At 70.4% G+C, this 26,000-nt stretch carries 30 protein-coding genes; 13 read left to right on the top strand and 17 right to left on the bottom strand.

What is annotated here, in order from left to right; genetic code table 11:
• Window positions 1-87 precede the first annotated feature (87 nt).
• Together QRN27_RS06285 and QRN27_RS06280 are read right to left on the bottom strand one after the other, a co-directional pair.
• Window positions 88-1,485 carry an epoxide hydrolase N-terminal domain-containing protein gene (locus QRN27_RS06285; RefSeq protein ID WP_285041176.1) on the bottom strand — a complete coding sequence of 466 codons (1,398 nt, stop codon included), beginning with the start codon at window positions 1,483-1,485 and terminating at the stop codon, window positions 88-90.
• A 4-nt stretch (window positions 1,486-1,489) separates the two neighbouring features.
• On the bottom strand, window positions 1,490-2,686 hold the full coding sequence (locus tag QRN27_RS06280; protein ID WP_285041175.1) for a DUF418 domain-containing protein: 1,197 nt from the start codon (window positions 2,684-2,686) through the stop codon (window positions 1,490-1,492).
• A gap of 45 nt (window positions 2,687-2,731) precedes the next feature.
• Here QRN27_RS06280 and QRN27_RS06275 point away from each other — a divergent pair, with 45 nt between their 5' ends.
• Window positions 2,732-3,310 carry a TetR/AcrR family transcriptional regulator gene (locus QRN27_RS06275; RefSeq protein ID WP_285041174.1) on the top strand — a complete coding sequence of 193 codons (579 nt, stop codon included), beginning with the start codon at window positions 2,732-2,734 and terminating at the stop codon, window positions 3,308-3,310.
• Window positions 3,311-3,317: 7 nt separating this feature from the next.
• On the opposite strand, the gene QRN27_RS06270 is transcribed toward QRN27_RS06275, so the two are convergent.
• The 3 genes from QRN27_RS06270 to QRN27_RS06260 all read right to left on the bottom strand — a co-directional run bounded on the left by QRN27_RS06270 (window position 3,318) and on the right by QRN27_RS06260 (window position 5,034).
• Window positions 3,318-3,908: a DUF6578 domain-containing protein gene (locus tag QRN27_RS06270; RefSeq protein ID WP_285041173.1), complete on the bottom strand. Its 591-nt coding sequence runs from the start codon at window positions 3,906-3,908 to the stop codon at window positions 3,318-3,320.
• Window positions 3,905-4,507 carry a GNAT family N-acetyltransferase gene (locus QRN27_RS06265; protein ID WP_285041172.1) on the bottom strand — a complete coding sequence of 201 codons (603 nt, stop codon included), beginning with the start codon at window positions 4,505-4,507 and terminating at the stop codon, window positions 3,905-3,907. The genes QRN27_RS06270 and QRN27_RS06265 overlap by 4 nt, the downstream gene beginning before the upstream one ends.
• A gap of 89 nt (window positions 4,508-4,596) precedes the next feature.
• Window positions 4,597-5,034, bottom strand: coding sequence for an HIT family protein (locus QRN27_RS06260; RefSeq protein WP_285041171.1), 438 nt, complete (start codon window positions 5,032-5,034; stop codon window positions 4,597-4,599).
• An 85-nt stretch (window positions 5,035-5,119) separates the two neighbouring features.
• Between QRN27_RS06260 and QRN27_RS06255 the strand changes: the two genes are divergently transcribed.
• A complete protein-coding gene (locus QRN27_RS06255; RefSeq protein WP_285041170.1) occupies window positions 5,120-6,007 on the top strand; it encodes an exonuclease domain-containing protein in 888 nt (295 codons plus the stop codon).
• Window positions 6,008-6,079: 72 nt separating this feature from the next.
• On the opposite strand, the gene hpaD is transcribed toward QRN27_RS06255, so the two are convergent.
• From hpaD to QRN27_RS06225, 6 genes are read right to left on the bottom strand one after another with little or no spacing between them, the layout of a single operon-like run.
• Window positions 6,080-7,219 carry a 3,4-dihydroxyphenylacetate 2,3-dioxygenase gene (hpaD, locus tag QRN27_RS06250; protein ID WP_285041169.1) on the bottom strand — a complete coding sequence of 380 codons (1,140 nt, stop codon included), beginning with the start codon at window positions 7,217-7,219 and terminating at the stop codon, window positions 6,080-6,082.
• Window positions 7,220-7,271: 52 nt separating this feature from the next.
• A complete protein-coding gene (hpaE, locus tag QRN27_RS06245; RefSeq protein ID WP_285041168.1) occupies window positions 7,272-8,786 on the bottom strand; it encodes a 5-carboxymethyl-2-hydroxymuconate semialdehyde dehydrogenase in 1,515 nt (504 codons plus the stop codon).
• On the bottom strand, window positions 8,783-9,508 hold the full coding sequence (locus QRN27_RS06240) for a GntR family transcriptional regulator (protein ID WP_285041167.1): 726 nt from the start codon (window positions 9,506-9,508) through the stop codon (window positions 8,783-8,785). Before QRN27_RS06240 ends, hpaE begins: the two co-directional genes overlap by 4 nt.
• A complete protein-coding gene (locus QRN27_RS06235) occupies window positions 9,505-11,043 on the bottom strand; it encodes a fumarylacetoacetate hydrolase family protein (protein WP_285041166.1) in 1,539 nt (512 codons plus the stop codon). The genes QRN27_RS06240 and QRN27_RS06235 overlap by 4 nt, the downstream gene beginning before the upstream one ends.
• Window positions 11,044-11,101: 58 nt before the next feature.
• On the bottom strand, window positions 11,102-11,914 hold the full coding sequence (locus QRN27_RS06230) for an HpcH/HpaI aldolase family protein (protein ID WP_285041165.1): 813 nt from the start codon (window positions 11,912-11,914) through the stop codon (window positions 11,102-11,104).
• Window positions 11,899-12,681, bottom strand: a complete 783-nt coding sequence (locus tag QRN27_RS06225) for a 2-keto-4-pentenoate hydratase (protein ID WP_285041164.1) — start codon at window positions 12,679-12,681, stop codon at window positions 11,899-11,901. Before QRN27_RS06225 ends, QRN27_RS06230 begins: the two co-directional genes overlap by 16 nt.
• Before the next feature lie 156 nt (window positions 12,682-12,837).
• Here QRN27_RS06225 and QRN27_RS06220 point away from each other — a divergent pair, with 156 nt between their 5' ends.
• Complete coding sequence (locus tag QRN27_RS06220) at window positions 12,838-14,211, top strand: MFS transporter (protein WP_056779436.1); 1,374 nt, start codon at window positions 12,838-12,840, stop codon at window positions 14,209-14,211.
• Window positions 14,212-14,217: 6 nt separating this feature from the next.
• Here the strand turns inward: QRN27_RS06220 and QRN27_RS06215 are convergent, their stop codons facing one another.
• Window positions 14,218-14,916: an IclR family transcriptional regulator gene (locus tag QRN27_RS06215; protein ID WP_285041163.1), complete on the bottom strand. Its 699-nt coding sequence runs from the start codon at window positions 14,914-14,916 to the stop codon at window positions 14,218-14,220.
• A gap of 26 nt (window positions 14,917-14,942) precedes the next feature.
• Window positions 14,943-15,827 (bottom strand): TolB family protein, encoded by an 885-nt coding sequence (locus QRN27_RS06210; protein WP_285041162.1) that lies wholly within the window; start codon window positions 15,825-15,827, stop codon window positions 14,943-14,945.
• An 82-nt stretch (window positions 15,828-15,909) separates the two neighbouring features.
• Between QRN27_RS06210 and QRN27_RS06205 the strand changes: the two genes are divergently transcribed.
• Entirely contained in the window at window positions 15,910-16,392 is a 483-nt protein-coding gene (locus QRN27_RS06205) for a MarR family winged helix-turn-helix transcriptional regulator (protein ID WP_056009170.1), read from the top strand.
• Window positions 16,393-16,489: 97 nt separating this feature from the next.
• Window positions 16,490-16,768, top strand: a complete 279-nt coding sequence (locus QRN27_RS06200; protein WP_285041161.1) for a hypothetical protein — start codon at window positions 16,490-16,492, stop codon at window positions 16,766-16,768.
• Window positions 16,769-16,779: 11 nt separating this feature from the next.
• On the opposite strand, the gene QRN27_RS06195 is transcribed toward QRN27_RS06200, so the two are convergent.
• On the bottom strand, window positions 16,780-17,988 hold the full coding sequence (locus QRN27_RS06195; RefSeq protein WP_285041160.1) for a cysteine desulfurase-like protein: 1,209 nt from the start codon (window positions 17,986-17,988) through the stop codon (window positions 16,780-16,782).
• 328 nt (window positions 17,989-18,316) lie between these two features.
• On the opposite strand from QRN27_RS06195, the gene QRN27_RS06190 reads away from it, so the two are divergent.
• Complete coding sequence (locus QRN27_RS06190) at window positions 18,317-18,811, top strand: FBP domain-containing protein (protein ID WP_285041159.1); 495 nt, start codon at window positions 18,317-18,319, stop codon at window positions 18,809-18,811.
• 77 nt (window positions 18,812-18,888) lie between these two features.
• Here the strand turns inward: QRN27_RS06190 and QRN27_RS06185 are convergent, their stop codons facing one another.
• Together QRN27_RS06185 and QRN27_RS06180 are read right to left on the bottom strand one after the other, a co-directional pair.
• Window positions 18,889-19,374, bottom strand: coding sequence for an SRPBCC family protein (locus QRN27_RS06185; RefSeq protein WP_285041158.1), 486 nt, complete (start codon window positions 19,372-19,374; stop codon window positions 18,889-18,891).
• A gap of 27 nt (window positions 19,375-19,401) precedes the next feature.
• A complete protein-coding gene (locus QRN27_RS06180; protein ID WP_285041157.1) occupies window positions 19,402-19,782 on the bottom strand; it encodes an ArsR/SmtB family transcription factor in 381 nt (126 codons plus the stop codon).
• Window positions 19,783-19,914: 132 nt separating this feature from the next.
• On the opposite strand from QRN27_RS06180, the gene QRN27_RS06175 reads away from it, so the two are divergent.
• The 7 genes from QRN27_RS06175 (at window position 19,915) to QRN27_RS06145 (ending at window position 24,582) form a co-directional block, all read left to right on the top strand.
• The gene (locus tag QRN27_RS06175; RefSeq protein ID WP_285041156.1) at window positions 19,915-20,778 is read left to right on the top strand and encodes a CPBP family intramembrane glutamic endopeptidase; all 864 of its coding nucleotides are present in this window, start codon (window positions 19,915-19,917) and stop codon (window positions 20,776-20,778) included.
• A gap of 30 nt (window positions 20,779-20,808) precedes the next feature.
• The gene (locus tag QRN27_RS06170) at window positions 20,809-21,468 is read left to right on the top strand and encodes an IMPACT family protein (RefSeq protein WP_285041155.1); all 660 of its coding nucleotides are present in this window, start codon (window positions 20,809-20,811) and stop codon (window positions 21,466-21,468) included.
• A gap of 23 nt (window positions 21,469-21,491) precedes the next feature.
• Window positions 21,492-22,103, top strand: coding sequence for a DUF1349 domain-containing protein (locus tag QRN27_RS06165; RefSeq protein WP_285041154.1), 612 nt, complete (start codon window positions 21,492-21,494; stop codon window positions 22,101-22,103).
• 79 nt (window positions 22,104-22,182) lie between these two features.
• Window positions 22,183-22,566: a PadR family transcriptional regulator gene (locus tag QRN27_RS06160; protein ID WP_285041153.1), complete on the top strand. Its 384-nt coding sequence runs from the start codon at window positions 22,183-22,185 to the stop codon at window positions 22,564-22,566.
• A complete protein-coding gene (locus QRN27_RS06155) occupies window positions 22,563-23,330 on the top strand; it encodes a hypothetical protein (protein ID WP_285041152.1) in 768 nt (255 codons plus the stop codon). The genes QRN27_RS06160 and QRN27_RS06155 overlap by 4 nt, the downstream gene beginning before the upstream one ends.
• The gene (locus tag QRN27_RS06150) at window positions 23,327-23,950 is read left to right on the top strand and encodes a hypothetical protein (RefSeq protein WP_285041151.1); all 624 of its coding nucleotides are present in this window, start codon (window positions 23,327-23,329) and stop codon (window positions 23,948-23,950) included. The genes QRN27_RS06155 and QRN27_RS06150 overlap by 4 nt, the downstream gene beginning before the upstream one ends.
• 38 nt (window positions 23,951-23,988) lie before the next feature.
• Window positions 23,989-24,582, top strand: coding sequence for a short chain dehydrogenase (locus QRN27_RS06145; RefSeq protein WP_285041150.1), 594 nt, complete (start codon window positions 23,989-23,991; stop codon window positions 24,580-24,582).
• Window positions 24,583-24,621: 39 nt separating this feature from the next.
• Here QRN27_RS06145 and QRN27_RS06140 read toward each other — a convergent pair whose 3' ends face one another.
• Complete coding sequence (locus QRN27_RS06140) at window positions 24,622-25,902, bottom strand: LuxR C-terminal-related transcriptional regulator (protein ID WP_285041149.1); 1,281 nt, start codon at window positions 25,900-25,902, stop codon at window positions 24,622-24,624.
• Window positions 25,903-26,000 lie beyond the last annotated feature (98 nt).

Raw genomic sequence — 26,000 nt, 5'->3', positions numbered from 1 at the left:
TCGGGAACGACGCACGGGCCGATCAATCACGAACTGGAGACATGTGGGGCAGCCTACCGGTGACAGCGCTTGTCGCGCCGGCGTCCGCTACAGCGTCGCCAGGAATGCCCGGATGTCGTCCGCGAGGAGCTCGGGTTCCTCATGCGGCGCGAAGTGGCCGCCGCGAGGCATGACCGTGTACCGGCGCACGTCGTAGCTCCGCTCGGCCCAGCTGCGCGGCGGGCTCGCCAGATCGTGCAGGAAGAGTGCGACCGCCGTCGGCACGTCCACCCGGTCGACGCGCGTCGTGATCCCGGTCGCGGACTCGTAGTACGGGCGGAGCGAAGTGCCGATCGCGTTCGTGAACCAGTAGACGGAGGCGAGCGTCGCGAGGTAGTCGTCGCTGAACCGGGATGAGACGTCACCGTCGCAATCGCTCCAGGCCCGGTGCTTCTCGAGGACCCACGAGAGCACGCCGGCGGGGGAGTCGGACAGCGCTGGGGCGAGGGTGAGCGGACGCGTGTGGTGCTGATGCTCGTACGCGCCCTCCTCGGCGTCCCAGACCTCCACCCGGGCGACATGTGCCCGCTCCTCCTCCGTAAGCGTCTCGGCGTCGACCTCGCGCGGTGCGGCGACCGCGAGGAGATGGATACCGGCGACCGCCTCGGGATGCGCCTGCCCGAGACGCGAGGTGATCCCCGCGCCGAGGTCCCCGCCGTGGGCCGCGTACCGGCTGAACCCGAGGTGATCGTGCATGAGCGTGTGCCAGAGCTCGTGCGTCTGCTGGCCGAGCGTCGGCCGCTGCGGGGAGAACGGCAGCCCGGGCAGGGCGGGGACGATGACGGTGACGGCGCTCGCCGGGTCGCCGCCGAAGCGGGATGGCGTCGCGAGGCGCCTGGCGAGTTCGACGAGTTCGAGGGCGGTGCTCGGCCACCCGTTCGTGAGGACGATGGGGATCCCACCAGGAGCCTCGGCGTCGAACCGGAGGTAGCCGATGTCCGCACCGTCGATCTCGACCCGGTGCCACGGCAGGGCGTTGATCGCCGACTGCTGCGCCGTCCAGTCGAACCCGTCCGCCCAGTAGGTGACGAGCCGCCGCAGCTCGTCCTGGTCGGTGCCGGCCTCCCAACCGTCCATCGGCCACCGTTCGGGCCAGCGGGTGTCGTGGAGTCGGCGGCGGAGGTCGGCGAGCTCGTCGGCACCGACATCCATGACGGTCTGGCCCGCTGGCGACCGCGTCACCTGATAGCGGCGCTCGATGCCGGCGGTCGCGCGGCCCCACTCGCTCGACGCGACGCGCGTCTGGTGCGCTGCGAACGCCTCATCACCGTCGAAGACCTCGGCGACGTCCCAGACGAGCGGGTCGTCCGACCGGGTCACCTCGAACGACACGCAGCCCGGTTCGGCGCGGGTGAGCGCGAGGTGCTGCGCGAGATGGGCCTCCACGGTCGCCGCCTCGGTCGGTGTCGCGCAGATCAGCTGGCCGGTCAGATGCACGGTGGTCATGGTCTCACCGTAGCGAGGGTCGGTCGCCCGAGCGCTTCGCCCCGAGCTCGGCGCCGCGCTTCCAGAGCCATTCGACGGGTCCGAGGGTGAAGCGGCGGAGCCAGAGGTGGGCGAAGCCGGTCACGAGGGCGGCGATCACGACGAACGCGGCGACCGTGACCGGGACGCGCCACTCGGCCGTGAGCTCGGCGAGACCGAAGCCCCAGCCGAAGAAGATCGCACCACCGAGGAGGTTCTGCAGGAGGTACGCACTCAGGGCCACCTTGCCGAGTTCCCGGAGGCGTCGCGCGACCCATCCGTCCGTGCCGAGGCGCCGGCACAGCTCGACGGTGGCCCCGAGGAGGCCGAGGGCGACGAGTGGTGCGGCGAGGTAGCGCTCGGCGAGGAGCCCCGCGGTTCCTCCGGCGATGCCGAGCAGGAGGTCGACCGGCAGCGCGCAGGCGCCGATGATCATCAGTCGGCGTCGGAGCGGACCGCCGGTCTCACCGAAGACGCCGGCCCGGAAGAGGTGCGCGCCGGCGAGGAACATCGCCAGGGTGAGGAAGCCGATGAGGACCGGTTCCGCGCGGAACACCGCGAGGTTGTCGAGGCGGAAGACCGCCAGCCCGAGGAAGGAGTCGGTGGCGTACGGGCTCGGCCCGGCGGGGAGTTCGAGGTCGCCGGACGCCGACGGTGTCGTGGCGATGAACGCGACGATCGCGGTGATGAGGAGGACGTGGAGCGTGCCGAAGACGACGATCATGACCCGCTGTGTCCTCGGTCTCGTGAGGAGGAGCCAGGCGACGATCGCGCCGGTGATCGCGTAGCCCATGAGGACGTCGAACTCCGCGATGAGGACGTAGTTCACCGCACCGTCGATGAGCAGCAGGGTCGCCCGCCAGAGGTAACGGCCGGGCCAACGGCGTCCGCGGCGTCGGGCTGCGTCGTGCTGGATGACGAGGCCGACGCCGAACATGAGGGTGAGCAGGGCGAGGAACTTCCCCTGGGTGAGCGCCATCAATGCGAGCTGGGTCACCCCGGCGGCGGGGCCGGTCTCCGGTGTGACTGGGGCGGCGAGCATGCCGAGCAGCCCCCAGGGGTGCGAGAAGACCCAGATGTTCGTGCCGAGCGTGCCGAGGATCGCGAGTCCGCGGACGACGTCGAGGGCGGCGATGCGCGGGGACGGCCGGACAGTCGAAGGCAATACGCTCGTATTGGTCATGGGAAGACCGTACCCTGTCGAGAGGACCGAGTGAAGGCGGAGGCGATGGCGGACGAGGGTGGCAGTCGGGCTCGGATCGTCGACGCCCTGCTCCGGATCATGTCGTCGCAGGGCGCCGACGCGCTGACGATCCGCACCGTCGCAGGCGAGGCCGGTCTCTCCGTCGGTGCCGTCCAGCATCATTTCGCGACGAAGGACCGCCTGCTCGTCGCGGCGATGACCGAGGTGAACGAGCGGTTCCGGGCCCGGGTCGCCAAGCGTCTCGAGGCCCTCACCTCGGACGAGGAGCGGCTGCGCGTCTTCTGTCGCGAGATCGCCTGCATCGAGGGCTCGGACCTCACCGACGGTGTCGTCTGGGTCGCGTTCGCAGCGCGGGCCAGCACGGACACCGACATCCGGGCGATCCACGCCGAGGACTGGGCCCGGACCGAGGAAGTGCTGCTCCGCCTCCTAGTCGCCGCATTCCCCGACGCGGCCCTCACCGGCGATGACGCGGCACTCCTCCTGGCCGTCCTCGACGGCATCGCGGTGGCGCGTGCGGCGGAGCAGTCCGACCGGATGACGTCGGCGCGGGCCGAGCGCCTGATCGACGCGACGCTGCGGAGCATCGGGCGCGCGGGCTGAACGCGGTTCAGTCGACGTCGAGCTCGACGAGGTAGCCGACGAGTCGGGGCTCGATCGGACCCGGTGGGGGGACGGTCCCGCGCGCTGCATGCGCTTCGGCTTCCGCCTCCGCGGCCGCGTGTTCCGCTGCCCGTGCTGCTGACCGGGCGTCAGGGTCCCCGGCCCCGTGCCGGGGTGGGATCCTCGGCGTCTCCTGCACGATGGGCTGCCCTGGCACGGTTTCGTGGTGCGTCACGAACGGGGAGTGCGGTACGCCGATGTACACGCCGCTGCCCGGGGGCCCGACGAGGCGTCTCGCCGCAGGCAGGGCTCCGAGTGGCAGCGGAGGGCGTTCGCTGTGGACGAGACGTGAGGGCATCGACACCGTCGACAGGGTTGCCAGAGTGCCCGTGAGCCGCTCCGGCGCCGGGTCTTCCTCGTGATGCATCTCGACGCCGTCGACCTGTGCCGTGAGTTCGGCCCCGATCGCTTCGGCCAGCCAGCTCCGCTGCCCGTCGTCCACGGGCCAGACCGAGAGGGTCACCCGCTGCCCAGGTTCCAGGGGCCCGCCACAGCATCCCCACTCCCAGCAGCTGAGCCAGAGCGTGCGCCGGGTCATCCGCCCACCTCCGGGTCCGGGACGCTGAGTTCCGCCGCCAACTCGGTGGTGGGCGCGGTGAGGACCCGGAGCGCGATCGCGTCACCCGGCATCGGTACCCGACCGATCTCATCGAGTCCCCAGTGGCGGTACATCGCGGCGACCGCGGTCGCGCGCTCGTAGACGCCGATGAAGGTCTGTGACTCCGTGCGATCCTGCAGCAGCGCGGCGAGGCACTGGCGTCCGATGCCGCGTCCGCGTTCGGGCGCCGTGACCGCGAGCTCGTGGACGACGACCGCATCGTCAGGCTGGGCGAGCGCTGCGCTCGCCGCATCGCTTTCCTCGGCGAGCTGAGCGAGGATGCCGAGCCAGGCAGGGTCGGCGTCGAGCCCGTGTGCGAGCGCGAAGCCCACGAGGCGACCGTCGGTGGACGCGGTGACGAGCCGCCCACCCCGGTGCCCGAGGTGCTCGGGACCCCACTGTCGGATGGTCCCGAGGTCGAGCGCGTCCTCCAGGTAGGGCTCGGCCGTGAACGCCTCCACGAACAGCGCGGTGACGTCGTCCCACACGGCATCGGGTGCGGATCCGGTGAAGGAGGTGTAGCCGACCGGGCTCATCATCCAGCCAGCATAGGGAGGAGGCGTGCGGGTGATCGAGCCCTGAGGTGGGACCGGGTGCCGTTCGATCGACGAAGTCGCGCCGCTCCACGTCACCTGTGCGAGTCGAGTTCGGAACCCAGCGCCGCGCGCTCTGCTGCGCTCAAGGGGGTGAGCGGGTATCGGCCCACATCTTCCCGGAACTCGTAGCCGTCGCCGGCGATACGCGGAATGACGTGCAGGTGGGCATGGGGAACACCCTGATCTGCAGCGGCCCCGTTCGACATCACCAGATTCGTTCCTTCGACGACAGAGCCGAAGACGGTTCGGATCGCTCGATCCGCTCGCTGCGCGAACACCGCCAGGTCGACGATCTCCTCACGTTCGAGTGACGCGAGGTCCGGAGTATGGCGCACCGGCAGGACGAGCACATGACCCCGATTGATCGGGTGCCGGTCGAGCACGACGACGACCGTGGGTCCCTGCGCGACCATCTCGAACGTGCCGTTCTCGAGGTTCGTGCAGAAGTCACAAGCATCGTCCTCGTTCATTGATCCGACGATAGCCGAGAGACGAGCGGGTCTTATGGGGTCTGCCCGCTTCCGAGGAGTCGGGTGTTCACCTGAAAATAACGATGTGCCCCTGAACTTCGTCGCCATCGACTTCGAGACCGCCAACTTCGACCGTGCGTCCGTGTGTGCCGTCGGTCTGACCAAGGTCGTCGACGGTCGAGTCACCTCGACCGATTCGTGGTTCGTCCGACCGCCGACCGGCCTCGACTTCACGAACACCTACCTCCATGGCATCGGCCCCGCGCACGTGGCATCGGCGCCGTCGTGGACGGAGACCCTGGAACGCATCGCCCGAGTGACGGAAGGCGTGCCGCTGGTCGCGTACAGCTCGTTCGACAAGGGTGTCTACAACGCGGCGAACACGCTCACAGGAACGGCATCAGGCGGGTTCGACTTCCTCGACGCACTCGCCGTCGTCAGGCACCACTGCCAGTTGCCCAGTCATCGGCTGCCTCTGGTCGTCGCCCACTTCGGGATGCCGGACTTCGACCACCACGAGGCCGGAGCCGACTCGCTCGCGTGCGCGCTGATCACGCTCCGCATCGCCGAGGAACGTGGCGTGGGGTCGCTGGAGGAGCTGTGGTCCTCCATTCCGACGCGTCAGCGCGCGAGAGCGGCCCGCCCGTACACGAGGCAGGCGGATCTGCCCCAAGCCAGCGCCGAAGCGGACCCGGGTCATCCACTCTTCGGCGAGGTCGTCTGCTTCTCGGGCGACCTCGACAGCTACACCAGGCCCGAAGCGCAGAAGATCGTGGCATCGTTCGGGGCGACGATCTCCGCCAGTGTGACGAAGAAGACCTCATTGGTCGTGATGGGCGGGTTCGATCCGGCCACACTCCGCCCCGGGGCGACACTCAGCACGAAGATCCAACGCGCGCAGGAGTTGGCCGCCGGAGGTCAGTCCGTCGAGATCGTCACCGAGCAGACGTTCCTCGAGATCCTGAGCGTCTGAGTCCCCGTTCATTCGCCCATCTTTGGGCGACGCGGCGCTCGCTCGCCCGAAGATGGGCGAACGAAACGGGCCCTAGAGCGTGTTGCCGAGCTTGAAGCCCTGCGCCTCGTCGCCCTTGCGGGTGTAGGAGAAGCCGTCGGCACCGATGGTGACTTCGAGCTCGGAGTCGTCGGTTCGGGAGAGGACCGGCTTCGGCTCGCCGTCGAGGTCGAGCACGAGGGAGGCGTCCGTGTACCAGCTCGGCACGACGGCGTTGCCCCACCAGTCACGCCGCTGGTTGTCGTGCACGTCCCACGTGACCACCGGGTTGTCCGGGTCGCCCGTGTAGTAGTCCTGCGTGTAGATCTCGATGCGGTGGCCGTCGGGGTCGCGGATGTACAGGTAGAACGCGTTCGACACCCCGTGACGGCCCGGCCCGCGCTCGATGACGTCCGACATCCGCAGTGCGCCGAGCTTGTCGCAGATCGCGATGATGTTGTGCTTCTCGTGCGTCGCGAACGCCACGTGGTGCATGCGCGGGCCGTCGCCACCCGTCATCGCGGTGTCGTGCACGGTCGGCTTCCGCCGCATCCACGCCGCATACGTGGTGCCGGCCTCGTCCTGGATGTCCTCCGTCACCCGGAAGCCGAGGTCCTCCATGTGAGCGACCGCGCGGGGCACGTCCGGCGTCACCTGGTTGAAGTGGTCGAGCCGCACGAGCGCACCCGGCGTGTACAGGTCGTACCGCCACGCCAGCCGCTCGACGTGCTCGACGTCGTAGAAGAACTCGATGGGGAACCCGAGCGGATCCTCGACGCGCACCGAGTCGCCGATGCCCTTCACATACCCCTCCGCACGACGCTCCACCCGGCAGCCGAGCTCCGTGTAGAACGCGACCGCCCGATCGAGGTCCTCAGGGCTCCGCACCCGGTAGCTGAACGCCGCGACGGCCGCCACCGGCCCCTGCCGCAGCACGAGGTTGTGGTGGATGAACTCCTCGAAGCTCCGCAGGTAGACCGTGGTCTCGTCCTCCTCCGTCACCACAAGGTCGAGGACCTCGACGTAGAACTTCCGACTCGCCGCGAGGTCCGTCACGACGATCTCCATGTACGCGCACCGCAGGATGTCCGGCGGCGTCGCGGTGGGCGTCGGGATCCGGTTCCCGGGCGTGGGGATCGGGTCGGTGTCGGTCACGACGGGCTCGGGGCCGGCAGGGGTGATGGGGTTCGACATGGGTGCGTCCTTGCGTGATGTCTGATGGGAGAAGGGTGTCGCGGGTGGCGCGTCAGTGGGCGGGCTGCAGCGGCCCACCCGTGCCGAAGCGCGGGGAGTGCGCCTGGTTCAGGGTGATGTGGACCGCCTGCTGATCGGTGTAGAAGTCGATGGAGCGGTAGCCGCCCTCGTGACCCAGCCCCGACGCCTTCACGCCGCCGAACGGGGTCCGCAGGTCGCGGACGTTGTTCGAGTTCAGCCAGACCATCCCGGCCTGCACGTTCTGCGAGAAGGTGTGCGCACGCTTCAGGTCGTTCGTCCAGATGTAGGCCGCCAGCCCGTACTTCGTGTCGTTCGCGAGCGCGAGCGCCTCCTCGTCGGAGTCGAACGGCGTGATCGCGACGACCGGACCGAAGATCTCCTCCTGGAAGATCCGTGCGGTGGGGGCGACGTCCGCGAAGACCGTCGGCGCGACGTAGTTGCCGGTCGGGAAGCCCTCCGGCCGCCCGCCACCGGCGACGAGGCGGCCCTCGCCCTTGCCGATCTCCACGTAGCCCATGACCTTCTCGTAGTGCTCCGGGTGCACCAGGGCACCGACCTCGGTGGCCGGGTCGTTCGGATGACCGACGACGATGTTGCGGGCCCGCTCCGCGTAGCGCTCGACGAAGTCGTCGTACACACTGCGCTCGACGAGGATGCGGCTTCCCGCGGTGCAGCGCTCGCCGTTCAGGGAGAAGACCCCGAACACGGTCGCGTCGATCGCGTCGTCGAGGTCCGCATCGGCGAACACGACGGCGGGCGACTTGCCGCCGAGCTCCATCGACAGCCCCTTCAGGAAGGGCGCGGCGTTCGCGAAGATGAGCTGACCGGTGCTGCTCTCGCCGGTGAAGGAGATGAGCGGCACGTCCGGGTGCTTCACGAGCGCGTCGCCGGCGTCCTCACCGAGGCCGTTCACGAGGTTGAACACGCCGTCCGGCACCCCTGCTCCACGGAAGATGTCCGCCCAGAGGCTCGCCGACAGCGGGGTGAACTCGGCCGGCTTCAGCACGACCGTGTTGCCCGTCGCGAGTGCCGGGGCGAGCTTCCAGCTCTCGAGCATGAACGGGGTGTTCCACGGCGTGATGAGCCCGGCGACGCCGATCGGTTTGCGGTTCACGTAGTTCACCTGGCGACCGGGCACCTTGTAGGTGTCGTCGTGCTGCGCGACGATCAGGTCCGCGAAGAACCGGAAGTTCTCGGCGGCCCGCTTCGCCTGGCCGAGCGCCTGCGTGATCGGCAGGCCGGTGTCGAAACTCTCCAGCTCCGCGAGACGTGCGTCCTGGGCTTCGACGGCGTCGGCGACCCGATGCAGGATGCGGCTGCGCTCGCGGGGGAGGAGCTTCGGCCACGGCCCCTCGTCGAAGGCACGCTTGGCGGCCGCGACGGCGAGGTCGATGTCGGCCTGTTTGCCCGCAGCGGCCTGCACGTAGGTCTCGTTCGACACCGGGTCGAGGACGTCGAAGGTGTCGCCGTCGACCGAGTCGACGAACGCACCGTCGATGAAGTGCCGGATACGGTCGGGCAGCGCTGCCGGAACGTGCTGGGTCATGAGTGGTTCCTCCGGTGGGTGGTGGATGACGACGACGACAACGGTGCCGCGCTCGGCGGCTTGTGGTCAGCCTGGTAGGCGAGCATCGCGTCGAGGGTCGCCGTGCGGTGGTCGCGCGCGGCGATCTCGATCTCGAGCGGCTGCGCTCCCGCAGCGATGAGTTCGAGGATGCCGTCGTGCTCGGCGACCGACTCCCGCGCGCGACCGGGCACGAAGCTGAACGTCGAATCGCGGAGCGCGTTGAGACGTCGCCAGCCGCGGTGCACGAGGTCGAGCACGTGCGGGTTCGGGCACTCCTCGAAGAGGACCGCGTGGAACTCGAGGTTGAGTGCCGTGAACGCGTGCGGGTCGAAGTCGTCGAGGGTGCGGCGCATCCGCTCGTTGATCTCGTGGGCGCGAGCGAGGTGGTCCTCGGTGAGGTACGCGGCACTCATCGACGTCGCCGCGCCCTCGACGAGCGCGAGCGTCTGCATGGTGAAGAGGTACTCGGTCTCCTGCAGCAGCGCGACCTGCGCGCCGACGTTCCGCTCGAAGGTGACGAGCCCCTCCGCCTCGAGGCGGCGGATCGCCTCGCGAACGGGGACGACGCTGATGTCGAGCTCGCCGGCGATCTGCCCGAGCACCAGGCGGTACCCGGGGACGAAGCGACCCTCGTCGATGCCCTCGCGGATGAAGCGGTAGGCCCGCTCGGACTTGCTCAGGGTGGGTCGCTCGGCGGTCATCGGCCCTGCTCGCTCTCGTATCGTGCCCGCCACTCGGCGTTCAGCGGGAACAGGCCGTCGACCGCGGCACCCTTGAGCACCTGCTGGGCGATCCAGGCGTCCTCGGCCTCTTGCGTCACGGCCTCGGCGGCGACCTCGGCGGCGAGCGCCCGGGGGATCGCGATGACCCCGTCGCCGTCGCCGACGATCACGTCGCCGGGCAGGACGGTCGCACCGCCGCAGGTGACGGCGACGTCGATCTCCCACGGCACATGCCGGCGCCCGAGGACGGAGGGGTGCGGTCCCTGCGAGAAGGTCGGGAGCGCGAAGCCGGCCACCTGTTCGGCGTCGCGGATCCCGCCGTCGGTGACCACTCCGGCCGCACCGCACTGCTGGGCACGCAGGGCGAGGACGTCGCCGACGGTGCCGGTGCCGCGCTCGCCGCGCGCCTCGATGACGATGACCTCGCCCGACTCGACCGTGTCGAAGAGGCGCTTCTGCGCGTTGAAGCCGTTGCCGCGTTCGGCGAAGAGGTCGGGCCGGTGGGCGACGAAGCGGAGGGTGCGGGCGACGCCGACCATGCGCGTCCCGGGACGTGAGGCGTGCACGCCCTCCACGAAGACCTCGGTGTAGCCGCGTGCGCGGAGCTTGGCGCTGAGCGTCGCGGTCGAGACAGCGGCGAGCTGCTCGGCGACCGCGGGATCGAGCGGTTCGACCACCCGGGAGGTGGCCTCCTGCGCACCGAGCGCGTTCTGGTCCCTGAGCGCGTTCTGGTCCCTGAGCTTGTCGAAGGGCACCCCCGCAAGCTCAGCATCGCCCCAGGCCTCGACGCGCTGCCGGTCGTCGACGGCCGGCTTCGACCCGACGTCGCCGAAGGGCACGGTGCCCTCGACGACGGTGGTCCCGAGGCGGCCGCTCGTGGGCGCGCCGGGAGCGGTCGGGGCGTCGACCTCGACCTCGACGACGTCGCCCGGGACGACGACCGAGGAACCGGCGGGCGTGCCCGTCAGGATCACGTCGCCAGGTTCCAGCGTCGTCAGCTGCGAGAGGTCGGCGATGAGCTGGGCGAACGGGAAGAGGAGCGTGCCGCTCGTGTCCTCCTGGACGAGCTCGCCGTTGACCCAGGTGCGGACGCGGAGGCCCCCGGGGTCGATGCGGTCGGCGGGGATGACGGTCGGGCCGAGGGGCGTGTAGCCGTCGCCGCCCTTGGACCGGAGGTTCGAGCCCTTGTCGGCGGTGCGCAGGTCGTAGAGGCCGAAGTCGTTCGCGGCCGTCACGCCGGACACGTGCTGCCAGGCGTCCTCGACCGTGACGCGCCGGGCTGCGGTGCCGATGATGATCGCGATCTCGCCCTCGAAGGCGAGGAGTTCCGCACCGACCGGTCGCTCGATGGTGTCGCCACTGCGGGCGACGGAGGACCAGGGCTTGAGGAAGTACGAGGGGTGCTCGGGGGTACGTCCACGTTGTGCGGCACGCGAGGGGTAGTTGAGGTGTACGGCGATGATCTTGCCGCCCGCGGCGGCCCGGAGGTCGCCCTCGTCATCGTGGTTCGTCATCGTCTGTCCTCAGCTTGATATACGGAATCATATACGATCCCGTGGGATTCGGAAAGGGTCAGTACCCGTCGCCACGCGGAGCGGCACGACGGCCGTCGATGAACCGCTCGGCCAGGCCCTCCGACGCCCGCGCGAGCAGCGAGACATCGGCCCCGACGAGGACGAACGACGCGCCGTGGTCGAGGTAGTGCTCCGCCACAGCAGGGTCGAAGGCGTTCACGCCGGCCGGCTTCCCCGCGGCGGCAGCGGCGTCGAGGACGCGCTCGACGGCCGCGATCACCGTCGGGTGGCCCTGCTGGCCGAGGAGGCCCATCGAGGCCGAGAGGTCCGCCGGCCCGACGAACACCGCGTCCACCCCGTCCACCGCGAGGATCTCGTCCGCGTGCTCCACCGCGTCCGCCGACTCGATCTGCACCGTCAAGGAGACGGACGCGTTCGCCAGTGACAGGTAGTCGTCCACCCGGTTCCAGCGGGACGATCGGGCCAGGGCGCTGCCGACCCCGCGGACGCCCTGCGGCGGGTAGCGCACGGCCCGGACGAGCTCGGCGGCCTGAGTGGCCGAGCCGACCATGGGCACGATGAGGTTCTGCGCTCCGAGGTCGAGGACCTGCTTGATCACGACGGGGTCACCGAACGGCACCCGCACGAGTGGGCACACCGGGAACGCCGCGACGACCTGGAGCTGCACCTGGATGCTCTCGAGCGTGTTCGCGGAGTGCTCGCCGTCGATGAGGAGCAGGTCGAGGCCACTGCCCGCTGCGATCTCCGCGGCGACCGGACTCCCCGACACCACCCACATGCCGACCAGGGGGCGATCGGCGGTGCGCAGGCGCTCGCCGAAGGTCGGCGGCAGGGTCATTCGAATCGGCATGTGACGGCTCCCAGTCCCTGGTACTCGGCGTGCACGGTGTCGCCGCGCTCGACCCACATCGGTCTCGTGAAAGACCCGGCGAGGACGATCTCCCCGGCGGCGAGGCTGCCGCCGTGCTGGGCGAGCTTGCCCGCGAGCCACGAGACCCCGAGCGCCGGGTGGCCGAGGACCGCCCCGGCGACGCCGGACTCCTCGATCGTCTGGTTGCGGTAGAGGAGCGCCGACACCCAGCGGGGGTCGATCGCGTCGGGTCGGACCGGATTCCCTCCGAGCACCATCGCCCCGAGTGCCGCGTTGTCGGCGATCGTGTCGACGATCGTGCGGCCCTCCAGCTCGATGTGCGAGTTGAGGACCTCGAGTGCCGGCACGACGTAGTCGGTCGCGTCGAGCACCTCGAAGATGGAGCAGCCGGGGCCCTGGAGCGGGCGGCCGAGGACGAAGGCGAGCTCGACCTCCACCCGCACGTTGGAGTAGGCGTCGAAGTCGAGCGTGGCGCCGGAGTCGAACACCTGGTCGTCGAAGATCACGCCGTAGTCGGGCTCGGTGATGCCGGTGGCCTGCTGCATCGCCTTGGAAGTGAGGCCGATCTTGTGGCCGACGACGTGGTGTCCGGCGGCGATCCGGCTCTCGGCCCAGAGGGCCTGCACGGCGTAGGAGTCCTCGATGCCCATGTCGGGGTGGCGGGCGGTGAGGAGCGGGATGATGCTCCGCTCGTCGTGGGCGGTGGCCAGTTCGGCGGCGATCGCCCGGCGTTCGTGATCCTGCATCGGTCCCGTCCTCATCTGCGTCGACTGCGGTCTGCGATCACGATACGGTGCGTCGTCATCGACTGCCTCTTGCGCGTTCCCCACGATTGTATACGATGTGGTGTACATTCTGGCGGCCCAACGGTGGGTCGCGACGGACAAAGGGGTCTCGAGACAATGACAACCGCATCTCTGGCGCGGGCGACGACGCCCGCGGAACTCCGCCGGGTGGCCTTCGCCACCGTCATCGGCACCACGGTCGAGTGGTACGACTTCTTCCTCTACGCGAGTGCTGCCGGACTCGTCTTCTCGCAGCTCTTCTTCCAACCGGCCGGTCCGCAGGCGGCGCTGCTGCTGTCGTTCGCGACCGTCGGGGTCAGCTTCCTGTTCCGTCCGCTCGGGGCGTTCGTCGCCGGCCACTTCGGTGACCGCATCGGGCGCAAGCGCATGCTCGTCATCACGCTCTTCCTCATGGGCGCGGCGACGACCCTGATCGGTCTGCTGCCCACCTACGACCAGATCGGCATCCTCGCTCCGGCCCTGCTCGTCTTCCTCCGCATCCTGCAGGGGCTGTCCACCGGTGGCGAGTGGGGCGGAGCGGTCCTCATGGCCGTCGAGCACGCACCCACCGGCCGACGCGGGCGGTTCGGCGCGTTCCCGCAGATCGGCGTGCCCATCGGGCTGCTGCTCGCCTCCGGCATGCTCGCGCTCATGACCGGCGTGATCTCGCCCGGTGCCGCGTTCCTCGAGTGGGGCTGGCGGGTCCCGTTCCTGCTGAGCTTCGTGCTGATCATCGTCGGCTACGTCGTGCGCCGCAAGGTCGACGAGAGCCCGGTCTTCGTCGCCCTCGCGCGGAACAAGGAGCGTCGCCGCGTCCCGATCGTCGAGCTGTTCCGGCACCACTGGTTGCTCGTCCTGCTGGCCGCCCTCACCTTCGCGGGCAACAACGCCGCCGGGTACATGACCACCGGTGGGTACATCCAGAACTACGCGACGACGCCGCTCGCCGACGGCGGCCTCGTCGGGATGGAACGCACGCCGGTCCTCCTCGCGGTCACCGGCTCGGCCGTGGTCTGGCTGATCGTCACCTGGTTCGCCGGCTCGTTGTCGGACCGCATCGGGCGGCGCAACACGTACATCATCGGCTGGGTCGCGTTCCTCGCCACCGTGTTCGTCCTGTTCCCGCTCGTGAACACGGGAAACCCGGTCCTCCTGTTCCTCGGGCTGGCGCTGTTCACGATCGGCAACGGCTTCACGTACGGACCCCAGGCGGCGTACTTCGCCGAATTGTTCCCCGCGTCCATCCGGTACACGGGCGTCTCGGTCACCTATGCGATCGGTGCAATCCTCGGCGGTGCGTTCGCGCCCACGATCGCGACCTGGCTCGTGCAGCTCACCGGCTCGGCGACGAGCGTCGCGTTCTACATCGCGGGCATGATCGTCATCGCGTTCGCGGCGACGCTGCTCCTCCGCGACCGCACGGGCATCCCGCTCGGTGGCGAGGCCGAGGAGCAGCAGGGTCGCGGCCAGGTGTACGGCACGCGGATGTAGCCGGGCTCAGACCGACGACGCGATGGTCGCGGCCCCCTCGATGAGGCGGGCCGCGATTTCGTTCTCCGGGCGGCTGCTCGCGACGTAGACGACGGCGAGGGCCGCGGCCGGGGACCCGTGCACGGTGAGCGGGACGGCGACCGACCGAAGGCCCGTGATGACCTCGTCGTGGCTCGACGCCCAGCCCTGCTCGGCGGCCGCCGAGAGCTCGGCGCGATGCGCGTCGTCGAGGGTGTCGGGCCACTGCGTCCGCGGTAGCCGGGACGCGATCGCCTTACCCGGCGCACCCACACCGATCGGGTGTCGGGTTCCCGGTCGCTGCGCGATGGAGCCGATGGTGTGCCGCGGTTCGACGCTGACGAGCGTGACGATCTCGTCGCCGTCGAGCACCGTGAGGAAGCAGGTCATGCCGAGTTCGTTGGCGACGGCCGTCAGCTCCGGGAGGGCGGCCGCCTGCAGGTCGTGGGAGACGCCGGCGGCGAGGGCGGCCAGCCGGGAGCCGAGGGCGATCCGACCGGCGGTGTCGCGCACGACGAGTCGGTGGTCCTCCAGGGTCCGCAGCAGCCGGTAGGTGACGCTGCGGTGGAGGCCGAGCGCCGTGCTCAGCTCGTCGATCGTCAGCGGGGCCCGGGCGTCGGCAAGGACCTCGAGGATGCGGATGCCGCGCGAGAGCGTCTGCGAATGGGCGCTTCTGGCATCGGTCACCTCTCGACAGTACCCAGTGGCGACGGTCAGGGCGCGGTCGGGTAGGCGACGAACGCGAAGCGGGTGCTGTCGGGGGCCCAGCTGTTCACGTTGATCGTGCCCTGGCCGCCGAACACCGGGTACCGGCGGAGCGGGGCCGCCCAGTCGTCGGTCGAGACGAGCCGGACCTCGACGTCGAGGTCGGCCGGGTGTCCGATCGTCCCGGCGGGGAACGCGATGTACGCGGCGAGGCGGGCGTCGGGGGAGAGATGCGGGAACCAGTCGACGGTGTCGCTCGCCACGAGGTGTTCGAGGGTGCCCCCGCCGTCGGGGATGCGGGCGAGCTGTGCGTGACCGGGCTCGGTGCCGAAGTGCTCGGTGTTGCAGACCAGCCATCGGCCGTCGGGCGACCACTCCGGACCGTCGAGGTGCCCGTCGCCGGTGTCGAGGACCGTGACCGGGCCGCCACCCTCGACCGCTGGGGCGACCGCGAGCCGGCCGGGGTGCTCGAAGCCCTCGAGCTCGACGTAGGCGATGCGCTCGCCGTCGGGCGAGACGCCGTGCAGGAAGTGCCAGCGGTCGTCGTCGGCGGTGAGCTTCGTGACGGAGCCGCCGGAGAGGGCCCCGCGGTAGATGTGCCCGTCCATGGCCGAGAGGAGGATGTGCTCACCGTCGGGGTCGAGCACGTGGTCGTTGTTGAGCTCGGGGAGGCCCGTGAACTCGATCCCGGTCAGGCCCGCGCCGGGATCCTCCACGCTCAGTAACCACAGGTGGCCGTTGCCGTTGAGGACCAGGGTGCGCCCGTCGAGCGACCAGTTCGGCGCCTCGACGAGCAGTTCGTCCGTCTCGAACAGGACCTCAGGCTCAGCATCGGACGGGCCGCCGAGGAGGACTCGGGAACGCTGGCCGGGGATGAGGGCGCGGAAGGTCATGGGTCCATCGTCCTCCTCCGAGGCGGTGCCCGCACGGTCGGATCGCGGCCTTCGTTGTAGCGGCAAGCATTACGCTGGGACCATGACGGACACCCGCTGGCTGAGCGATGCGGAGCAGCGGGACTGGGTGCGGTTCGCGGCCGTCCTCGAGCTCCTCCCCGCGGCTCTCGACCTGCAGTTGACGCGGGACGAACATCTCACGCACTTCGACTACTTCACCCTCGCGATGCTGTCCGAGGCACCCGAGCGCACGCTCCGCACCTCGGCGCTGGCCGCACGGACGAACGCGACGCTCCCACGTCTGTCGCGAGTACTGACCCGTCTCGAGGGGGAGGGCTTCATCGCACGCTCACCGGTGCTGGAGGACCGACGCGCGACGAACGTGACGCTCACCGATGCCGGGTGGGACAAGGTGGTCCAGGCCGCACCCGGGCACGTCGGGAACGTCCGCTCGCTCGTGCTCGACGCACTCAGCGCCGAGCAGGTCGAGCAGCTCGGAGCGATCTCCGCGGCCCTCCTGACGCGACTCGACCCCGACGGGCGGATGTTCGCCAGCGAGGCCTGATCTCCGTCGCGTGGGGGATTCCGCCCGGCGCAGCACGGCGTAGCGTGTCGACGGATGCCACGTGCACCACCGACAGCGTGGCGGATCGGAGCGAACCATGACCGGATCGACCCAGCCCGAACCCGGACCGGAACGAGGCGAGGTGCCTGTGGCCGGCCCGGCGTCGTCGGAGCCCGCGTCCTCGCAGCCCACGTCGTCCAACGGGAGCTCCACCGCCGTCTGGTACTTCGTCGGCGCCACGTTCCTCTTCGCCGGACCGCTCATCTTCGGCGTCAACGACTTCGGGTTCTTCCGGATCATCACCCTCGTGCTCGGGGCGGTCGTCATGGTCGCCGGGTTCGTCGTGCTGCGGCGGGAGACCACCAAGCGTTCCTGACCCGCGACGGGTCAGCCCGCGAGGAACGCCCTGACGCCGTCCAGCAGACGGTCGACGTCCTCGTCCGAGGTGTAGGGAGCGACGCCGACGCGCAGGCCGCCGACGTCGTCGAGGCCGAGCGCCGCGAAGGGTTCGACCGCGTAGAACGAGCCCGACGGTGCGAGCACGTCGCGGGCCGCGAGGAAGGCCGAGACGTCCGCCGAACGTCGTCCCGGGAAGGTCATGAACAGGGTCGCCGTGCGTTCAGCGGCCCGCGAGTGCAGTACGACGTCGGGGGCGAGGGCGCCGAGTTCCTCCTCGATCCGGGTGCGCAGCGCGAGCTCACGCTCGTGGACGGACGCGGCGGAGGCGACCAGGCGGTCGCGTCGCGTCTCGGCGGCACCGGGATCGATCGTGGCGAGCACGCCGATCGCCGCGGTTACGCCGGCCAGGAGCTCGTAGGGCAGCGTGCCGAACTCGAAGCGCTCCGGCACCACGTTCGTCGACGGCTGCAGCTTGTCGGGGTGGATCGATTCGAGGAGCGCCGGGGATGCGGCCAGGACGCCGCAGTGCGGGCCGAAGAACTTGTAGGGCGAGCAGACGAAGAAGTCGGCGCCGAGCGCTTCGACGTCGACGACGTGGTGCGCCGTGTAGTGGACGCCGTCCACCCAGACGAGCGCGCCGACCGCGTGTGCCCGGTCGGCGATGGTGCGGACCGGCGGGATCGTGCCGATGAGGTTCGACGCCGCCGTCACGGCGACGAGGCGCGTGCGCTCGCTGAGGGCCGCGTCGAGCGAGTCGAGGTCGAGCTCGCCCGTCGCGGCGTCGAGTTCGATCCACCGGACGGTCGCCCCGGTGTGTTCCGCGGCCTGGATCCAGGGCCGGACGTTCGCATCGTGGTCGAGGCGGGACACCACGACCTCGTCACCTGCCGACCAGTCGCGGGACAGGTGCTTTGCGAAGTCATAGGTGAGCTGGGTCGCGCTGCGTCCGAAGACGATCCCGCGCGGGTCCGCGGCGAGGAGGTCGGCGCAGGCGGCTCGGAAGGCGGTGACCGCGTCGTCGGAGCGGCGCTCGGAGGCGACCGAGGTCCCGCGGTTCGAGAGCGGACCGGTGAGCGTGTCGAGGATCGCCTGCCCGACCGCGAGCGGTGTCTGGGTGCCGCCCGGGCCGTCGAAGTGGGCGATGCCCGAGGCGAGGGAGGGGAACGCGGTCCGGAGTCGTGCGACGTCGAGGGTCATGCGTCCATCCTGCCGCGCCCACCACGTCGAGGACGGGAACGACGGGGGAGCAGGCGCGCCGTCGCTTGATACAGTGCCTGTGTGTCCCTGATCATCGCTCCGCCCCGTGTCGGGCGTCTGGAGGTCGTCGGCGTCTCCAACGCCGGCCCGAGAGCACGATCCATCCGGTCGATCACCTCACCCACCCGGTGAGGACGTCGGCTCCGTGCAGCGCGCTCATCCGAGCCGCCGACGGGGTCGCGCACCCGACGTACCCGCTGCGGCGCCCAGGCGCCCGGAGGGTCTCTCCGCCGTCGCTCCGACGGCCCAGCCGAAACCGGTGAACCACATGATCCCCCTGAACGAATCCCAGATCAGAGCCTCCTTCGTCAACGCCTCACGCAAGGAGGTGAGTGACGTGTCACTGCCCGCCGAGCTCGAGACGATCGACTTCGAGGTCCGCGACTTCCTCGGGTGGCGCGACAAGAAGCTGCCGCGGCGCGCCTATGTCGTGACGATCGTCGACGGAGCACCCGTCGGCATCCTCCTCCGGCAGGCCGACGCGATGCCACGGACCCGGCCCCAGTGCGCCTGGTGCCAGGACGTGACCCTCAGCAACGACGTCGTCTTCTACAGCGCGAAGCGCGCCGGCCAGGCCGGGAAGAACGGTGACACGGTCGGCACGCTCGTGTGTGCCGAGTTCCAGTGCTCGGCCAACGTGCGGAAGCTGCCGCCGCTCGCCTACGTCGGATTCGACGCTGAGGCCGCGCGGCAGGAGCGCATCGCGACGCTGCAGCAGCGTGCGGTCGCGTTCACCTCGTCCGTGCTCAACGGCGTCGGCTGAGCCGGCCGCATCGCCCGCCGTCCCCGTGACCGGGGGCGGCGGGCGATGGGTGGCCAGCGGGTTCGGCGTCCGGCGGTCTACGCCGCGAGGAGGGCGTCGATCTGGCCCATCGCCTGCCCCATGCCCTCCTCCATGCCCATCGCCAGCAGCTGCTCGAGCTGTTCGAGGCTGTCGAAACGGTTCTCGATGGTCATGCGCGTGCCGGTCCCGAAGGCCTCGAGCGTGACGGCGGCGTGCACGACGCCCATGCCCTCCTGGCGTGCGCCGTGTTCGTCCGCGAACCCGTCGTCGTAGCTCAGGGATTCGGGCGCCCGGACGGCGGTGATCTCCCACCAACCATGTGCACGCTCGCCGTCAGGCCCGGTCATGAAGTACGCGGACTCGGAACCGGGGGTGAGCTCGTGCCGCGAGAAGGTGGCCGGCCAGGTCGGCGGCCCCCACCAGCGCTCGAGCTGGCGGGGATCCTCCCAGATCTCCCAGACGCGCGAGGGAGGGGCGTCGAATTCTGCGACGAAGGTCAAGGTGAGCTGGTCGAGGTCCTTCTCGGCGGTGAGTGTACTCATGGTCCAGTCCTGCTTCCGGTCGGTGTGTCAGGGGGTGTTCGGCGTGTCGCCGTGCTCCGGTCCGTCCTCGGCGAGGATCGCTCCGATGCGCAGCGCCCGCTGGTTCCAGACGTCCGCGTAGGCGTCCAGGAGGCGGGCGGATCGCTGCACGGTCGTGACGTCGCCGTGCACGATCTGCTGTCGGCCGCGTCGTTCCTTCATCACGAGTGCAGCCCGTTCGAGGACGGCGACGTGCTTCTGGACGGCGGCGAACGACATCTCGTACTGCTCGGCGAGCGCGGTCACCGACTGCTCCCTGGCGAGCACCCTCGTGAGGATGTCCCGTCGGGTCGCATCGGCGAGCGCGTGGAAGAGGCGGTCCACCTCGTCGGTGGACAGCTCCGGTCCTGCGTCAATTTGTACAACCATTTGGTTGTAGGTTAGGAGGCTCGCGTCGTCCGCACAAGCCCCTGTCTGCTGCGGGTCGTGCGGAGAGCGCCTCGCTCGACTACGGTTCGAGCAGGTGCGCGAGGCGCATCGGCGCGGGGGGAGGGCGGACGAATGGGCGAGCAGCGAGGTCAGCGGACACTGACGACCCGGGGATGGCACGACTTCTGGGCGAAGGGCGGCATCTGGCGCTCGTTCGTGCTGGCCGTCGTGTACCTGGCGCTCTACCTCGGTGCGGGTTGGCTCGTCGGGCAGCTGTTCGGCGACCAGATCGAGGCGGACCTGTTCGCGACACCGCAGAGCGTGTTCTTCGGGCTCATGCTGCCGCTCATCGTCGGATCGCTCCTCCTCACGGCCTTCGTCCTCTCCGTCGGCTGGTTCCACGAGCTGTTCGCCCGACAGCCGATCCGCGGCCGCTGGTGGATGTGGATCGCGCCCGTCCTGATCCTCGCCGCCATCGTCCTACGACTCCTCGGCATCGACTACGGCAGCTACCAGGGCTCCGTGGTCGCGCTCGCGATGCTCTCCGGACTCTTCATCGGGTTCGCCGAGGAGCTCCTCACCCGTGGCATCGTCGTGAAGATGCTCCGCGACGCCGGAAGCTCCGAGTGGATCGTGATGGTGATCTCCTCGCTGGTGTTCGCGCTGCTCCACTCCGCCAACCTGCTGTCGGGCCAACCGCTCACCACCGTGCTCGTCACCGTCGTCTACACCTTCGGGTTCGGTGTCTGCATGTACCTGACGCTGCGGGTGACCGGCAACCTCGTCTGGCCGATGCTGCTCCATGCCCTCTTCGACCCGACCCTCTTCCTCTCCACCGGTGGCATCGACCACGCGGGTGCCGCGGCCGGACAGAACGTCTTCCTGACGATCGCCGGGCCGGCGAACCTCTTGATCATGCTGGTGGCCGTCATCGGACTCGTCTTCGTCCGCGGGCACGTGCAGGCCAGGCCCGTCGACGACGTGCTCCGGCCGTAGCGCGGCGACGCGCTCGGTACGCTCGACAGGATGACCACCGTGCGGCAGTACCCGTCGACGATCGCGGCGCCGGTCCAGCACGAGCTCGTCGTCAAGAAGTCGCGGTTCATCGGGCTGGCGCACCCTCTCGCCTCCCCGGACGACGCCGAGCAGGTCATCGCCCGGGTGAAGAAGCAGGCCTGGGATGCGCGGCATCACTGCGTCGCGATGGTCACCGGGCTGCTCGGTGACCAGGCGAGGTCGTCAGACGACGGCGAACCGTCCGGTACCGCCGGCATGCCCATCCTCGAGGTCCTGCGCCGACGGGAGCTGACCGACGTCGTCGTGGTCGTCACGCGGTACTTCGGCGGCGTCAAGCTCGGTGCCGGCGGCCTCGTGCGCGCCTACTCCTCAGCGGCCTCGGAGACACTCGACCTCGCGACGATCGTCCGCCGAGAGACCCTCACGCAAGCGACCCTCGTCGTGCCCCACGCCGACGCCGGTCGTTACGACCACCTGCTCCGGGACTGGGCCCAGGGCAACGGCGCGACGCTCGGTGAGACGCGGTACGCGGCTCGGGCCGAGTTGGAACTGTGGGTGCCGCCGGTGCACCTCGCGCGGCTCGAGGCGGACATCGCGTCGGCCTCCAACGGCTCGCTCACGGTCACAGTGGGCGAGGAGCGGGTCGTCGACGTCCCGGGCGCGCCCTGACCTCTCACCGATAGGGTCGCAGCATGCACACCGACGTGACCCGCATCGCCGGGCTTCCCGACCTCACCTGGACCTCGACCGCCGGCCAGGCCCACTATGACGCCGACGCCGGGGCGCTGACGATGACCTCCGCCGCGCGGGTGGACTGGAGCAACAGCTCCCACGGCGGCCCGCAGGAGCTCGGGGCGACGGCGCTCGCGTTCGCAGCGCCCGAACGGTTCACGCTGTCGGCCCGCATCGCCGTCGTGAGCGAGCGCAGCACCTTCGACGCCGGGGCCATCGCGCTCTGGGTGGACGGCGACCACTGGGCGAAACTCTGCTTCGAGCAGTCGCCGCAGGGGCAGGCGATGGTGGTCAGTGTCGTGACCAACACCTGGTCGGACGACGTGAACTCGACGCCCGTCGACGACGACGCTGTGTGGATGCGCGTCAGCCGACTGGGCGAGGCGTGGGCGTTCCACAGCTCGACCGACGGGGTGCGCTGGGACTTCGTCCGACTGTTCCGACTCCACACCGACGCCCCGGTGCAGGTGGGCTTCCTGTCGCAGGCGCCGGTCGGTCCGCCGTGCACGGCGCGCTTCGACGAGATCGTGCTCGGCGACGAGCCGCCGTCGGACCTCCGCGACGGCAGCTAACGGAGGAACGGTGTCGCTCGGGTGTCGCTCCGGCGGCTCTCCGCTTGCGATTGGGAACCTATCTTCCTAGAGTGATCGCATGGCACGCAGACGACCCGGCACGCTCTTCCCGCTCGAGCTCGACATCCTCGACGTCGGCACGGTGCTGCAGTCCATGGACGGCAGCTTCTACGGGTTCGCGATCGCGAAGCAGCTCGCCGCGGGTGGCGACGGCGGCCTCACCGCCCACGGCACCCTGTATAAGGCGCTGTCCCGGATGACCGGGGCCGGCCTCATCGAGGCGAGCTGGGAGGACCCGGCGGTCGCCGAGGGGGAGGGCAGGCCGCGGCGCCGGCTCTACCGGATCACGGGCGAAGGCGCGACCGTCCGCGACCGGGAGCACGCCAGGCTCGCGAGCGAAGCAGCGGCCACAGCCCGCCCGGCCGGCGCCGCCTGGTCGCAAACGCCGGGGGTGATCGCGTGAGCGCCCTGCGGACACCCCAGTACCGCTCGGCGTCGCGGCGGGTGCTCGGCTGGTGCGGCTGGTACACCCGTGATCTCGTGCCTGAGGTCGCCGGCGAGCGTCGGGACGAGATCGCGTCCGACCTCCACGAGCACGCCGTCTGGGCGGATGCGGAGGGGATTGCGCCGACGCGACTGCGCCGCGACATCCTGCTGCGCGCCGTCCGCGGCATCCCGCACGACCTGTCCTGGCGCTCCGGACAACTGCGTGCCGGCCAAGGCCTCGACCCGGTGTCGCTCGGCACGAGACGTACCGGGAACGTCCTCACCGCCCTCGTCCTGACCGGCGGCGTCATGGTCGCGGCAGCCGCGGTCTTCCTCCTCGTCCGCGTGGTCCGCGCGCTCTGGATCGGGGACGTCGTCGAAGCGCCGATCGGAGCGATCGGCGTGGCGTTCGCCGCACTGCTGGCGGTGGTCGGGCTCCTCCTCGCGCTCCGTCAGCGGTCGCGGTGGCTCGGATCGGCCGTGCTGGCCCCGGCCGCCGCGCTCGTCGGCCTCCTCGCCGGCGACATCCTGTACCGCGTCAGCGCAACGGGTGTCCTCCTGATCTCTCGGATGACGTCCCACAGCGGCGGTCTCGAACCCTGGTGGGTGCTGAGCCTGTCCATCGGTGTCGGCGCAGCGCTCGGCTTCATCGGTGCCGCCGTGTGGTGGTGGCCGGGTGGTCGACGGGTGGTCGGACGGGATGCGGGCGGGTCCGCACGGATGCAGGGGGAGTCGGCATGACGCAGGACGGGATCGGGGAGTCGACCGCTTCAAGGCCGGCCGGAACCATCCGTCGCCGGATCGGACTCGGTATCGCGATGAGCGGGGTGCTCGCGGTCGTGGCCGGAGGGGTGTTCGTGGGCGTCACCAACAGCAGAGCGGCAGCCGACGACGCGCGGTCGATGGACGCGGTGGCCGAGGCGGCGGCGTCCCTCGACGAGCTCCCGCCCGTCGAGCCCGTGGTCCCCGCCGACCCGATGCGGGATCCTGGTGCGCCGGTGTCGCCTGCGGCCAGCGTCGACTACTCGAAGACCCCCGAGGGGTGGTTCGACGCCACGACCGACCCGGCCGACGTCGTGATCCCGCCGACCGACGACCGGGGTGAGCCGAGTACCGGGATCTGGGAGAAGCAGCGGCAGATCACGGCGAGGTGCATGGCTGATCAGGGGTTCTGGTACGCATGGACGAACGATCGATCCAAGCTGGCCGACCCGACGAGCGGGATGATCCTGTCCGACCAGGATGAGGCCGCGAGGCTCGCGCTCTGGGGCACGAACCCCGATGACCAGCCCTACGACTGGCGGCTGGGAGGCTGCGACGGCTACGCCGTCCACACCACCGGGATGGACGACGCCCACTGACGAGCCCGCTGTCCGAGCCCGGTGCTAGCGTCGCTCGCATGAGAATCCTGTTGATCGGCGCAAGTGGACACATCGGACGAGCGGCGGAGGCCGCGCTGGGCGACCGGCACGAGGCGATCACGGTGTCGCGGTCCACGTCACCCGCGGTCGACACGACGGACGAGGCCTCGATCGAAGCGCTGTTCGCGGAGGTCGGTGAGGTCGACGCCGTGATCGTCGCCGTCGGGTCCGTGCCGTTCAAGCCGCTCGACGCCCTCACCCGCGACGACTACCGTGCCGCGTTCCTCGGCAAGGTGTTGAGCCAGCTCGACGTCGTGCGGATCGGGACCCCGTTCGTCCGCGACGGCGGCTCGTTCACCCTCACCACGGGCATCCTCGCCCGGGAGGCGATCGCGACCGGTGCCGCCGCGTCGATGGCCAACGGTGCGCTCGAGTCCTTCGTGATCGGTGCCGCCGTCGAACTGCCTCGCGGCATCCGCATCAACGCGGTCAGCCCGACGGTCCTCGCCGACGCCCCCGGATACCACGACACCTTCCCCGGCTTCCTCCCGGTCGCCTCCGAGGTGGTCGGCCTCGCCTTCGTCAAGGCCGTCGAGGGTGTCGGAACCGGCCGGGTTCTCGCGCTCGACTGAGGGCGCCGTGCCGCTGAGCGGTGATGATCGGGCGGGTGCTCAGCGGCCGGAGGACAGGGCGGCGGCCAGTTCGACACGACTCGCGACGCCGAGCTTCCGCAGCACGTTGGCGACGTGGAACTTCACGGTGTTCTCGCTGATCGTGAGGGCTTCGGCGATCGCACGGTTCCGGGCGCCGCCGGCTGCCAACTCGGCCACACTCCACTCCCGCTCCGTCAGCGCCGCCGACGCGCCGGAACGGTTCTGCGCGCTGGGCGGTGGGTCGAGGGGGAGCGACACATGCAGTTCGGAACCCCAGCCGGGCGTCGCCTGCACCTGCAGCTCGCCACGCAACGCCGTGACGCGCGCGCCGAGCTGCTGCACGCTCGGGGTGTCGATCGTCAGTTCGCCAGGGCCGTCGTCGCGGATGCCGATGAGGAGGTTGCTCCCGTCGCAGTCCCACTGCACCCGCACCCGTCCGACGGTCGACTGCTCCACGAGCGCGAGCACCGTCCCACGGACGATGGCGCGGCCGGCGTGGGCGACCTCGCCCGGCAGCGCCCGACCGTCGACGGGAGGCTCGATGAACTGCACCTCCGGTCCGCCGAAGCGGGCGAGCGGGCGCAGGTCGTCCTTCAGTCGCGCGAACGCCTGCGCGACGGGCTCCGAGGCGAGCTGGCGGTCGCGGTCGGAGACGGCGCGGAGCTGGACCATGGCCGACGAGGCGATCTCCGTGACCGCCCGGCGCGCGTCCTCCGCCGTGGTCTGCCGCGAGCGGGTGACGGCGAGGATCGACTCGAGGGTCGTCGCGTGGGCGTCGGTCAGCTCGGCGATCGCATCCGCCCGCTCGCTCGACGCGGCGCGCGAGTCGCGGAGGTAGTCGGGAGCCGCGGTGGTGACCTGCTGGCGGATCTCGGCCGCGACGATCTCCCAGAGCGCGCCGATGAGGGCGTCGTCGATGGGTCCTCGGGGGTCGGTCAGGACGAGGAGCGCCCCGGTGTCGGCCAGCCAGGCGGCGATGGGCCGTTCCGCTCCGGCGATGACGGCGGTCGTCGGGCGGTCGGCGGGCGCCGCGTGCGCTGAAACGTCCTGTCGACGCGGCGTGCGCTGCCGGACGGCGTCCAACTCGGCGATGGTGACACCCTCGACGATCGACGGGTCGCCCGCCTTCTTGCGCGGACGCCCGGTGCAGTCCTCGGTGAAGATGACGAGTGCTGAGTGCTGGACGACGGGTTCGAGGACCGCCCGGAAGGCGCCGGCGATGCGGAGCAGCGAGCTGGACGCGACGGCGGCCATCCCCTGCAGCAGTTCGATCGGGTAGGTGTCTCGGTGTCCGTCCATCGTCGAACCCTACCCCAGCCCACCTGACCCACCCGTTCGGGTAGGGGAAACCGTCCTCCCGACCAGCGGTGTACCTACCCGTTCGAGGGCAGGATGAA

The organism is Plantibacter sp. LMC-P-059a (assembly GCF_030209505.1).
GTDB lineage: Bacteria > Actinomycetota > Actinomycetes > Actinomycetales > Microbacteriaceae > Plantibacter.
The sequence above is the reverse complement of the archived record's forward strand: the minus strand, read 5'-3'. Positions and strand labels throughout refer to the sequence as shown.